Source organism: Lysinibacillus sp. GbtcB16 (assembly GCF_019091145.1).
Taxonomy (GTDB): Bacteria; Bacillota; Bacilli; order Bacillales_A; family Planococcaceae; genus Lysinibacillus; species Lysinibacillus fusiformis.
Window position 1 is genome coordinate 156,357 of record NZ_JAGXJV010000006.1, and the last position, 12,595, is coordinate 168,951.

Here is a 12,595-nt window from a genome sequence, read left to right on the forward strand (position 1 = left end):
CTCCAACTGTCTTTCAAGTTTACATTTTATAGTTCTGCAAGTTGCTTATTCAGCTCTGCAAGCTTCGATTCCATATTTGCAAGACGTTGCTCTGCCTGTGCTACTTGATCGTTGTGTCCTGTAGACTCAAGTTTTTCAATATCGCCTTGTAAATTGATATAGTCCATTTTTAATTCTTTAATTTGATATTCTAAATCATTTTTGGTTGGCATGATGGTTGCTCCTTTTTTAAGAATATTTGTATAGCGAATGCGTGTAAAAAGCGATGGGGGTTTTATTGATCCCCCACCGCTTAGTCATTAAAATCAATCGGGAACTGAAAAAATTTGAACTTACCTAAGTCCCAACTTTTATAAGATGAGATACTAAAGTGAAAATTTCTTATATATTGTATCATAATCGTCTTTGAAGTAGCACTAAGTAGAAGCGATATTATGACGATCATAAGCAAAGTCTAAAAGTAGTTCTAAGAGTGTTTCATTATTACTAACGAGATTGAGCTGGCGTTGTTTTTTTACGGCACGTTCACTGCGTGCTTCATGTAAAAGAAACTCCATAACAGCATTTTGTATTTGTGATTGTTTCATTTTACGACCTAGCCCTAGATGAATAAAACCGTTCTGTTCTCTTGGGAAAGCATGTAATAGCTCTGCCTCCGATTGTGCAAGCGTAATGCATGGCACACCATAAGAGGCAATTTTGTAAGGCGTATAATTGGCATTGCAAATAATAACATCTGCTTTTGGTAAAAGCTTGAGAAGCGCGTTTTTATCACGAAGGATGGCTGTGTTGCGACGACTTAAAACCATCATTTGCAAGTCGTCTATAGCATGGCGGTAGCTGTCGTCAATCATAACTGTGATTTGTAGTGGAATTTGGAGCTGTGTTAAGTGTCGAAGTGTACGATAGGTTAAATTATGCTCGTCCCCATCTTCAAAAGCTACAACGATATGGGGAGGATTTTCAGGTGTTTTGCTTTCAGGTCTATCGCTAAAGTTTTGATAGTCTTCGGGTAGTGCAAAAACAAAGCTCCCGCCAATATAATGAGACGGTAAATAATCTTTTACCTCGTGATAGAGTGCTAGTAGTACACAGTCACAGGCTTGACCACCTTCACCAAAATCATCAAAGTGAATAATTGTTTTGCAGAAAGGTCGTAAATCCTGTACTTGCAAAGCCTCGGAATTGCGGCCATCTCTGACAATTAAATCTGGCTGGATGCCTTTCATTTGCTTAGGAAGCTCATTAAAATGATCAAATAAAACGGGGGTTAGACCTTCATTTATTAAAATTTGAATCCCGTCATTTGAAGGAGTTTTTACAAATATAAAAACCTTCTCATTCGTCAGAAGTTTAGCTAATGTTGAAACCCGTTCAAAAGGATACAGCCCTTTATCAATACAGCTTTCAATAATGAAAACAATCGTTTTTTTCGGTACTATTGCTTGCGTTTCGTTTTGCAAATGTATCCCACCCTTTCTCTGTCTCTTTAAATTATGGCGAAGAAAGAGCAAGTATGTGTAAAATTTAGGATTTGATAAATGATCTTTTTAAATAAATCTTTCAAATAGCTATCTTATAGGTACGATAAATAACTTTTAATCATTAAAAAAGTGGTCGATATATATAGTGAGTTTATTAAGATACATATCAAAGATGGTGATGATGAAAGGTGGGAAGAAGTATGGGTATGCGTGCTGCAATTGTGGTTGGAGCAACTGGATTAGTGGGCTCCTCTCTAGTAGAACAATTATGTGAAAATGATGAATATGTATCCGTGACAGTAATCGCGAGAAGAACACCAACTTTTAAGCATCCCAAGCTAGAAGTGAAAATTCGTGATTTTGATAGGTTAGAGGAACAAGATATAGCATTTGCGCATGAACTATATTGCTGTTTAGGCACAACTATAAAAAAGGCAGGTTCTCGAAAGGCGTTCGAAAAGGTAGATTTTGAATATCCTTTAGCGATTGCTTCATTGGCGAAAAAGCGTGGGATTCCCCATTTTCTGGTCATCACTGCAATGGGGGCTAACGAGAGTTCTCCTTTTTACTACAACCGAGTTAAAGGAAAGCTAGAACATGATTTAATGGAGTTGGGCTTACAGCAGCTTTCTATTATTCGACCTTCACTCTTAGTAGGAGAACGAAATGAATTTCGTTTAGGGGAGAAGGTAGGAGAAAAGGTATTAAAACTAGCCAAGCCTTTGTTAATAGGACCACTAAAGCGATTTAGAGCTATTGAAGCCTCTCAAGTAGCAAAGGCAATGATGATTATTGCGCTACACGGTAAGCAACAACTAGTGACGATTTATCCTTCTCATGAATTAGCAATATCGGCATTTCCTGAAACGGCAGAAGAAGATGTTTCGAGGGAGACATTATTTAATTGGGATAAAGTTAAAAAAGCAGATTCGCTTCATGAAGAGGAAAAGGTTAATCGCGATGTAGTGATTGACCGTGAGAAATATACTATCCACGATAAGGTTGTCGATAAAGAAGTTCATTTTCGACCAGATGATAAAGAGTAACTTTTCTTACTTTCCGCCTAAAGACTGAATTTCTTGCTTTCCTCATTCCTATTCTTTCCGAGCCACTTTTCATTTGTTACAATATTATTGTAGAAGATGAATGTGGAGGCAAAGTGAAGATGAAAATTTTACTCGTTGATGGCACAATGTTTGGTCGAAAAACTGGTGCTATTTTAGAGCAAGTGGAACAATACATTAAAGAATTAGATGCTAGTTTCGATTTAGAAATGATGCATTTTAGTGAATATAAACATCAAATTGTTGATGGCTCACCATTAAATGAAGATATGAAGAAAATGATCCAACAATTTGAGGAGGCGGATGCTTATATTATTGCAACGCCAATTTTCCAAGCATCAATCCCGGGCGTTTTGAAGAATGCATTTGACTTCCTACACCCTAAAACAATGCGCTATAAACCTGTATCTATCGTTGCAAATGGCGGCACATATCAACACCATCTTGTTGTTGAAAATCAATTAAAACCTATTTTAGACTACTTCCGTGCTCTTGTTACACCGAACTATGTGTATACACATACATCCCATTTTGATGCAGATAATCGTATTGTGGATGAGGATGTTCATAGCCGCTTACGTGAATTAGCACGTGTATTTGTTCAATACTGTGAGATGAGCAAGAACTTGCCGAAGGAAACAATCGATCAACATTAATAGTACCCTTGCACGGTGGTAAGAAATCACTGTGCAGGGGATTTTTCTTTGTAAGTATTCTTTTAGTATGTGATAAAATAAAACTTTAGTGACACTGGAAGGAGGGCTGCTCATGCAGGACATCGCTTTACTAGAAAAACAACGCTGTTGTCTTATTTTGACTAATAAGGCAAAGGAAGCGGTAGAGGAATGCTCAGCAAACGAGCATGCCTTTTTTGCGTTACAAAGATCTTTTACGGTCTACATTGAAAAACGCAAAGCAAAAACAGTGGGTGAAATATTTTTATCTATCTATTTTAATGCTGAAGACAATGAAAAATTAAGTGATAGTATTGCCGAGAAAACGGTGATTATGGACTGTGTATTAAAGCTAGAAGGGTTACTAGCTACAAATATTCGTTTTGTGCATATGCGAGGGCCGATTAACACAAATCGCCGTTTAGCAGCAGCACTGCAATTTGTTACAAAGCCTAATAACGGAGCAGGTGTTCCACTGGAGCTTCATACGAAGATCAGACAGCTACCGATTGCGGAAGAACGGACTGAATATGTAAAAAAACGTATTGCTAGCTGGGAAGGTTATTTAAAAATACAAGAGCGCGATGCGACTATTGACGATATTCATAGTGAATTTAAGCAAAGCTATTTCAATGAAGACTTTACACGCTTAACGCTTGTTTGTCCCTACATAAAGAATAAGGAATGGAAGCAATTAGAAGGCTTGAGTGTTAGTATTCAAGGTGTCCGTGGTGAAATAGGACAAGTGTTGAAGACACATGCTGGAAAGCAAACAGTTGAAATTGATTTAAAACCTTTTACACAAGAATTGGCTCGCAAGGATCAGCTTAATCTTCGTTCGAAACAAGCGAGCTTCAGCAACTTTGCAACATTAAGTCAAATTAGAAGATTACGTAATGGCTTTACCAAGTTAGAAAAGGGTGAGGCTGTTAATCCTAATTTAGAGACGATCCTATTTGAAAAACGTCCCTCTGTACGAGCATCGAAGCTTCAAGAAGATATTGAATTTCATAATAATTTAAATGAATATCAAAGAAGAGCGGTTTTAGGCGCTTTATCTGTTGAAGATTTATTTGTCATACAAGGTCCACCTGGTACAGGGAAAACAACTGTCATTTCAGAGATTTGTCAGCAAAATGTGAAAGCTGGTTTAAAAACTCTTGTTGCTTCTCAGTCAAATCTAGCGGTAGATAATGCTTTAGGACGGCTTCTTTCCAATCAAGAAATTCGAATTTTACGCTATGGTAGAACGGAAAGTATTGAGGAAGAGGGAAAAAAATTTATTGAAGAAAATGTAGCTCTGCAGTGGCGTGAGCAAACATTGGCAGCGATTGAAGAGGCAATCTCGATCTTTCCTGAACGTGAGCAGACGTTCAAGGACAATTTGACCAAAGCAAAAGCTGAGCTTGAAAAATTAGAGTTATGGCTTGAGGAATTGACGCAGGAAATAGCCGCTAAAGAGCAAGCTGCTATTGAAGAACCAATTTTACAGCAGGAAATTCAAGCGTTAAAAAAAGACTTAAAAGCTGCCAAAACAGAGCAACAGACATATGAAGCTCAAAAAGAACATTATGAGAAGCAGCTCGCACAAATAGAGCCCATTATACAGCAGCTTGAACAGACACTTGCTGATCATCCTTCAATTGAAAATCTTCAGCTTTCCATTCAAGAGGCTTCACAAAAGGTGGAGCAATTAGAGGCAGCTGCTCAATATAAAGAATTGCTGGAGCAAAAACAACAATTAACAGTTCAATTCCAGGATGTACAAGAAAAATATGAAACAGAAAATAATCGACTCATCATTATGAAGGAAGCGCAAAAGTATGTCCATACATTGACGTCCTATGAGCGTATCCAACGATATTTACAGCATTATCAAATTCGTCCTTCTCATGTCCTTTCACAGCAAATGAATCGAATACAACATTTAGAGGATGCAAAAGATTTAGAGGCATGGTCTACCATTAATAGTCGTCTCCAAAAAGCCATTGCAAAGCTAGAGGCGTTAGTGACGGATGAGGTAAAGGAGAAAGCGCAAGCAAAAAGTAGATTACAGCCTGTGCAATCCTTTTCTTTACAAAATCTTACGGGTGTATTTGCTCAATTAAACAAGGCATTTCAAGATGATCAAACGCCTGCCATTCATGAAATTGAAAGCTATTTGCTGGGGCTCTATATGCGTCGTGATTTTGTATGGCAAAAAGGAATGGCACTTAAGCAGCAACAAGACCATAAAGACGAAGAATACGAGTCATTCCGAAAAAATCTTGTTAGTTTACTGCATCAAGAGTGTGCCATTACAAGCTTTGATGTACAAAGCATTCAGCGGCAATTGCAGCCATTTATACAGCATACAGAGCGATTACAACAGCTAGCAAGCAACTTCCTATTAGAAGAAGTACCAGAGGAATCCGTAGAATATTTAAAAATTCTTATGGGACAATTACGAGAATCTCTTCAGGAAGCCAATCAGCAACTAGAACGAGTTGAAAAGGCTAGCGTTCAATTAGTACCAAAACAAGCTTCACTTCAAACCGTACAAGCTAGCTTGGAGGAAGTAGACCTACTGCTATCACAAATGGAAGAGCGGTTAAAGGAGATCAATGTCGCGGGATTGAAAAAGGAAAAGCAATTGGCCACATACACAAAGCTATTACAGTCGACGCCAGAGCGAACAGCAGAAGAGGTTAGAGAAGCTATTCAAACTTCAAAGAAAGCTATTGAAGATTTACAGCGTCAGGAAAAACAACTACCACTTCGAAAAAAATTGCAAGAGCAATGGCGAGAGAAACTTCAAAACGCTACTGAATATGATTTAGATGAAATTAGAAAATTGTACGTACGACATGCAAATGTTATTGGTACCACATGTGTAGCTTCGGCGAGTAAAGAGTTTATGGAAAATTACCCAACCTTTGATGTTGTTATTATTGATGAAGTTTCAAAGGCAACACCGCCAGAATTACTATTACCAATGCTGAAAGGGAAAAAGGTTATTTTGGTAGGGGATCATCACCAGCTACCACCCCTACTTGGTGACGATACATTGGAGGAAACATTGAAGGCGATGCTAGAAGAAAATCCGAATTTTGAAGGCGCACAGGAATTAAAAAATTTACTACGTGAATCATTATTTGAGCGCCTATTCAATAATCTGCCTCAAACCCATAAGCAAATGTTGGCTCTTCAATACCGCATGCATGAAAAAATTATGCAAAGTATTACCCCGTTTTACGCGCAAGAAGAAAATGGGTTGCAATGTGGCTTGCCAGACTCAGATTCGGCGAGAGATCATGGCTTAGAGGGACAATTTGTCAAACGTGATGACCATTTATTATGGATTGATATTCCAACCGAAAAACCTTATTTAGAGGAACAGGTTAAGGGAGGAACAAGTCGTTATAATGAAGGGGAATTACAAACAATTCGTCGTATTTTGCTAGATCTAAATGATGCAGTGAAGGTAGCAAAAGAAGCAGGGCGTATGCCACAGGATACCTTGAAAAGCGTTGGAGTCATTAGCTTCTACGGCGAGCAAGTGAAGAAAATAAATCGTCTCCTACAGCAGGAGCTACAGTTGCCGCATTTACAATTTAGAACGGGGACAGTTGATAAATTCCAAGGTATGGAGATGGACGTAATTCTCGTCAGTATGGTTCGTAATACACCAAAAGGTGGAGATATTGGCTTTGCAAGAGATTATCGTCGCTTAAATGTCGCTCTATCCCGTGCTCGGGAGTTACTACTACTTGTAGGAAGTGCAGACATGTTTGCGAAACGTGCAAAACATCAAGATACAAGAGATATGTATACCCAGTTATTAAATACTGTAAAATCCTACGAAGGCTTGCGTAATCATGAAGGATTGGTGATGTAGAGTGTTAAAATTACAGCAACGATTAATGCGTGAGCTGCAACAAAATCGCAATATTAAAATTGTCAAAACTGCTGAATGGTGTATTCCAATTCGTACAGTGGATGTAACGTTCGAGCCAGTTCGCCGTTCTACGATGGATGTCTTAATGACAATGCTGCTACTGAGCATTCAAGAGGCGGATTTTGGAAATGTGGAAGAATTGAGCGAATTATTGCTTGTAGATCCATTATTTATCGAAGACCTGACGTCTTTAATGATTCGCGTAGGTCTTATGAAAAGTGAGGAAGGCTTCTTTAAGCTAACAGAAAAAGGGCAGCAACAGCTTGCACAAGGTATCTTTGAAGAGGAGCTTGAGGTAGAGGCATCCACTCTTTACTTTAGTCCTTGTCATCAATCATTTTTGACTAGTGATGTAAATAATGATGAATACGATGAGTTACCAGAGCTTTATCGGTATGTAGATAAAGAAGCTGAACAACAGGAGCGATTTGATGAATCACTCATTATAGCTGCCTTACAAGAAGTGGAAAAAGAAGACACCACAGGCAACTCACAAAGAATGATCGCAAGTGTTGTTGAAGTAGAAGCCCAACAAATTAATGATAGTCCATGCTTAGAATTTATCCTTTACGATAAGGAACAAGATATACTATTTGTTCGTGTGTGGAATATGTTATTAAATCAATGGGACCACCGTCTAGAACAACAACTTACTGATAAAGAACAATTGATGTGGCGTGAGCAATATTTATAGAACGAAAAAACGAGCGTGGATAGCGTTCGTTTTTTTTATTTACCATGTCAGCTCTAAAAGTGAGGTGATATCGAAAAATTGTTTTGAAAAATGAATGAACTAGCATAGTATATTACTACATGATAAGGAGGGGACAGATGGTATCGATTAGTTTATGTATGATTGTTAAAAATGCACAATGTACGATTGAAAGATGCTTAGATTCAGTTCGGCATATAGTGGATGAGATGAATATTATTGATACAGGCTCAACTGATCGTACAAAAGATATTGTCCAAAATTATACCTCTCGTATTTTTGATTTTCCATGGTGTGATCATTTTGCAAATGCACGCAATTTTTCCTTTCAGCAGGCAACAAAAGAATATATATTATGGCTAGACGCAGACGATATTATGACAAAGGAAAACCAACATAAATTATTACTACTAAAGCAATCCTTGTATCCAACGGTTGATACCGTCACTATGGATCATTACCTAGTACTAGATGACGATGGGATAGTGGAGTGCAGTGAGCGAAAGTATCGTCTAGTAAAAAGAGGCAATCACTTTCAATGGCAGGGCGCTGTCCATGAATATTTAAAGGTATCTGGTCAGCACCTTCACAGTGATATAGCTGTCACACATTTACCGTTAACAAAGGATATTCATCGCAACTTATGTATCTATGAAGGTTTAATTCAAAAGGGGCATACTCTTTCAGCAAGGGATTCATTTCATTATGCAAATGAATTAAAGTTGCATAAACGATATTTAGAAGCCATAAATCAATATAATACATTTCTAGATAGCGAATTAGGCGCTACAGATGATCACATTGAAGCATGTTTGCATATAGGGGAATGCTATCGATTGTTACAGGATGATCATCACGCTCAACAAGCTATTTTACAATCTTTTTTGTATGATCGACCAAAGCCAGAAGCATGTTGCAGAATGGGCCAATTTTTTATGGAGAAAACGAAACATAAAGAGGCTATCTATTGGTACTCCCAAGCTTTGCAACAAGCTTCCGTCGATTCAATGACTATTCAAAAACGAGCTTACTCAACATGGCTACCTCATTTACAACTAAGTCTGTTATATAGGGAGTTACGGTTATACGAAAATGCCTATCAACATAACCTAGAGGCACGAAAATGGAAACCGAATCATTCGGAAATCAAAGAAAATGAAAAATATCTACTCAGTCGCTTAAAGATATAAATCTCTATTAAGGGAATGGTACATCAATAAACAAAACATAAATAGCTTGACCAATTAACACAGATACACCAACAACAATCGTCATAAAAATCACATTACGAGGCCTAAAATTTTTTGCTTCCATAAAAACCTCCTTTTATATATAGAATATTCAGTTAATTCAAGATATGTTTAGTGGATTTGAGTATGCATAATAAAAGAGCAAATTCACATTTGGTGTGAATTTGCTCTTTATCGTTAATCTAACTTTAAACCTTTTAAGGCTTCCGCAGGTGCGTTGTTTACAGATTCCTCATTATTTTGCTGCTTTAAGTATTTTTGTACGGAACGTTTATCAACCTTTGCCTCCACCTTCTTTTTTTCGTCTTGCTTCAAAGGCAGAAAGTTTTTCACGATAGCCACATTTACATATAAAGATTGGACCATCGCCTTCGCCGCGAAGCTCTCATAATCGTTGTATAGCATCTAAAAGAGAACTCCTGTTAATTTCCAGTTGATTTTCTGTTTTGCTTAAAAGAAGTTTAAGTATAAAGCATGTGCTATATTAAACATGAGGAAGTACGAAAGGATGTTATATATGGCTAAAAGTTTAGTGTTAGCAGAAAAACCTTCAGTTGCACGTGATATAGCAAACGTGCTGAAGTGTCATAAAAAAGGAAATGGTTATATTGAAGGAGATAAATATATTGTTACATGGGCTTTAGGCCACTTAGTCACTTTAGCCGACCCAGAGAGCTATGATGAAAAATATAAAAAGTGGAACTTAGAAGATTTACCAATGCTACCAGAGCGTCTGAAATTAACAACAATTAAACAAACAAGTAAGCAATATAATGCAGTTAAATCTCAACTTACACGTAATGATGTGAATGAAATTATCATCGCAACAGATGCCGGACGTGAAGGGGAATTAGTGGCTCGTTGGATTATTGATCGTGCGAAAGTGAATAAACCAATCAAGCGTCTATGGATTTCATCTGTTACTGATAAGGCAATTAAAGATGGTTTTGCAAACTTAAAACCTGGAAAGAACTACGACAATCTATATCAAGCTGCAGTAGCTCGTAGTGAAGCAGACTGGTATTTGGGATTGAACTCAAGTAGAGCGCTATCTACTAAATTTAATGCTCAGTTAAATACAGGGCGAGTTCAGACTCCTGTAGTAGCAATGGTTGCTACTCGTGAAGATGAAATCAAGAACTTCAAGGCACAAACGTTTTATGGAATTGAGGCACAAACAAAAGAATTAAAATTAACATGGCAAGATGCGAATGGTAATTCACGCAGCTTTAGTAAAGAAAAAGTAGATGCTGTTGTTAATTCATTAGATAAACAAGATGCAAAAGTAATCGAAATTGAACGTAAGCCGAAAAAATCTTTCTCTCCAGGGTTATATGATTTAACGGAGCTACAGCGTGATGCAAACAAAATATTTGGATACTCAGCTAAAGAAACATTAAATATCATGCAAAAACTATATGAGTCTCATAAAGTGCTTACTTATCCTCGTACTGATTCGCGATATGTATCTTCAGACATCGTTAGCACCCTTCCAGAACGATTAAAAGCATGCGGTATAGGAGAATATCGAACGTTAGCAAACAAAGTGCTTTCAAAACCAATTAAAGCGAATAAATCATTTGTGGATGACAGCAAGGTATCTGATCACCATGCAATTATTCCTACAGAAGAATACGTAAACTTTGCAAACTTTACCGATAAAGAACGTAAAATTTATGATTTAGTTGTAAAACGTTTCTTAGCGGTGCTTTTCCCAGCTTATGAATATGAACAGTTAACAGTGCAAGCTCATATTGGTAACGAAAAATTCATTGCTCGTGGTAAAACAGTAATTTCTGCCGGATGGAAAGAAGTTTACTCAAATCGCTTTGATGATGAGGAATCAAACGAAGATGTGAAGGAACAATTATTGCCTCGTCTCGAAAAAGGCCAAGTATTAAAAGTAAATTTAATTACTCAAACATCAGGTCAAACGAAGCCTCCAGCACGTTTCACTGAGGCTACACTTTTATCGGCAATGGAAAATCCTACAAAGTATATGAACACGCAAAATAAGCAGCTTGCTGATACGTTAAAATCGACAGGTGGATTAGGAACGGTGGCAACACGAGCCGATATTATTGATAAGTTATTCAATTCATTCCTAATTGAAAAGCGTGGTAAGGATATTCATATCACTTCTAAAGGTCGTCAGTTACTTGATTTAGTTCCTAATGAGTTAAAATCTCCTGAAACAACAGCCGAATGGGAGCAAAAGTTAGAATTAATCGCTAAAGGTAAACTGAAAAAAGAAACCTTCATTAATGAAATGAAGCAACATACAAAAGAAATTGTAGCTGATATTAAAAATAGCGATAAGAGATTTAAGCATGATAATATTTCAACAAAAACTTGCCCTGAATGCGGTAAGCCAATGCTTGAAGTGAACGGGAAAAAAGGTAAAATCCTTGTTTGTCAAGATCGTGAATGTGGTCACCGTAAGAATGTGTCGCGTGTGACGAATGCACGTTGTCCTCAGTGTAAGAAAAAGCTTGAATTACGTGGCGAAGGTGATGGTCAAATCTTCGTATGTAAGTGTGGCTATCGTGAGAAGTTATCTGCTTTTGAAGCTCGCCGTAAAAAAGAAGGTGGAGGTAAAGTGGATAAACGTAGTGTACAAAAGTACATGAAACAGCAAGAGAAAGAAGCAGAGCCTTTGAATAATGCTTTTGCAGATTTATTAAAAGGCTTTAATGTAGAAAAATAAATATTAATTTAAAAGAAACCCGAACGTTCAAAAGACGTGTCTGGTTTCTTTTAATATTATTTAAGTCCGGGTTTGGGATTATGATTCAATGATTTTAGCGATTATAAATAAGGTATTTTTCAGTTTTAAATAAGCTAACCGTACTTCTGATATTTTTCTAGTAGTGACACTTTTATCATGCTCTCATCAAAATTTGAATTACTTCAATGGGTGCGCCATTGTTTCATAGATGAGTAGCGTACCTGTGTTTTTATTGATGGGGCTGCAAATTTCCCATAATTCCAGCACGACTGGAGATTCATTTAATGATATATCTCATTTGCAAAATACTCATACGATGTGGATGTCTTTCAGTAACAAAAGTTGCCCGATTCTCTAACTTGAGGATGTATCTTTAAAACTAAATACAACAGTGGACATTAAAGTACACCGCTCATTCTTTTCACCTTTACACCGCCTAACGAAATAGGAGCAGCGATTCGTAGTGTTAAACATTTGAAGGAAAGTGCTGACAGATAAAATGTTATTATGTTATATTATATATTCTGTCACTTCGACAACGAAAAAAATATATTAAAATAGTTGTTGACTATTGTATTACATTCTGATAATATTAATTCTTGTCGCAGGACGATAAATAAAAATGAACCTTGAAAACTGAACAAGCAAAACGTAATCAATAAAGTTTTTAGTAGCTAGCCTAGCTAGTGAACGAAACAAAATTTTGGACATCAAAATTGATGCCAGCAAAACAATTTGAGCTAATC

Annotated in this window: 8 protein-coding genes and 1 pseudogene; 6 read left to right on the forward strand and 3 right to left on the reverse strand. The window is 37.1% G+C overall.

The window, feature by feature from the left end; genetic code table 11:
- Positions 1 to 26 precede the first annotated feature (26 nt).
- Together KVT27_RS18765 and KVT27_RS18770 are read right to left on the reverse strand one after the other, a co-directional pair.
- Positions 27 to 212 (reverse strand): SE1832 family protein, encoded by a 186-nt coding sequence (locus tag KVT27_RS18765; RefSeq protein ID WP_008176146.1) that lies wholly within the window; start codon positions 210 to 212, stop codon positions 27 to 29.
- Positions 213 to 416: 204 nt separating this feature from the next.
- Complete coding sequence (locus KVT27_RS18770) at positions 417 to 1,463, reverse strand: PseG/SpsG family protein (protein ID WP_036122783.1); 1,047 nt, start codon at positions 1,461 to 1,463, stop codon at positions 417 to 419.
- Positions 1,464 to 1,684: 221 nt separating this feature from the next.
- On the opposite strand from KVT27_RS18770, the gene KVT27_RS18775 reads away from it, so the two are divergent.
- From KVT27_RS18775 to KVT27_RS18795, 5 genes are all read left to right on the forward strand, one after another.
- Positions 1,685 to 2,530, forward strand: a complete 846-nt coding sequence (locus tag KVT27_RS18775) for an oxidoreductase (RefSeq protein WP_217581756.1) — start codon at positions 1,685 to 1,687, stop codon at positions 2,528 to 2,530.
- Positions 2,531 to 2,649: 119 nt separating this feature from the next.
- The gene (locus KVT27_RS18780; protein ID WP_036122789.1) at positions 2,650 to 3,204 is read left to right on the forward strand and encodes an NADPH-dependent FMN reductase; all 555 of its coding nucleotides are present in this window, start codon (positions 2,650 to 2,652) and stop codon (positions 3,202 to 3,204) included.
- 112 nt (positions 3,205 to 3,316) lie between these two features.
- The gene (locus KVT27_RS18785) at positions 3,317 to 7,099 is read left to right on the forward strand and encodes a DEAD/DEAH box helicase (RefSeq protein ID WP_217581757.1); all 3,783 of its coding nucleotides are present in this window, start codon (positions 3,317 to 3,319) and stop codon (positions 7,097 to 7,099) included.
- 1 nt (position 7,100) lies between these two features.
- Entirely contained in the window at positions 7,101 to 7,853 is a 753-nt protein-coding gene (locus tag KVT27_RS18790; RefSeq protein WP_036122794.1) for a hypothetical protein, read from the forward strand.
- Between the two features lie 137 nt (positions 7,854 to 7,990).
- Positions 7,991 to 9,061 (forward strand): glycosyltransferase family 2 protein, encoded by a 1,071-nt coding sequence (locus KVT27_RS18795; RefSeq protein ID WP_036122797.1) that lies wholly within the window; start codon positions 7,991 to 7,993, stop codon positions 9,059 to 9,061.
- Between the two features lie 237 nt (positions 9,062 to 9,298).
- On the opposite strand, the pseudogene KVT27_RS18800 reads toward KVT27_RS18795, so the two are convergent.
- Positions 9,299 to 9,506, reverse strand: a pseudogene (locus tag KVT27_RS18800) (hypothetical protein); the annotation flags it as partial.
- Positions 9,507 to 9,638: 132 nt separating this feature from the next.
- On the opposite strand from KVT27_RS18800, the gene KVT27_RS18805 reads away from it, so the two are divergent.
- A complete protein-coding gene (locus KVT27_RS18805; RefSeq protein ID WP_036127568.1) occupies positions 9,639 to 11,828 on the forward strand; it encodes a DNA topoisomerase III in 2,190 nt (729 codons plus the stop codon).
- Positions 11,829 to 12,595 lie beyond the last annotated feature (767 nt).

Excerpts from the sequence above, each read along its gene's own strand:
- KVT27_RS18765 (WP_008176146.1), bottom strand. The coding sequence starts at position 212 with ATGCCAACCAAAAATGATTTAGAATATCAAATTAAAGAATTAAAAATG.
- KVT27_RS18775 (WP_217581756.1), top strand. The coding sequence starts at position 1,685 with ATGGGTATGCGTGCTGCAATTGTGGTTGGAGCAACTGGATTAGTGGGC.
- KVT27_RS18780 (WP_036122789.1), top strand. The coding sequence starts at position 2,650 with ATGAAAATTTTACTCGTTGATGGCACAATGTTTGGTCGAAAAACTGGT.
- KVT27_RS18785 (WP_217581757.1), top strand. The coding sequence starts at position 3,317 with ATGCAGGACATCGCTTTACTAGAAAAACAACGCTGTTGTCTTATTTTG.
- KVT27_RS18795 (WP_036122797.1), top strand. The coding sequence starts at position 7,991 with ATGGTATCGATTAGTTTATGTATGATTGTTAAAAATGCACAATGTACG.
- KVT27_RS18805 (WP_036127568.1), top strand. The coding sequence starts at position 9,639 with ATGGCTAAAAGTTTAGTGTTAGCAGAAAAACCTTCAGTTGCACGTGAT.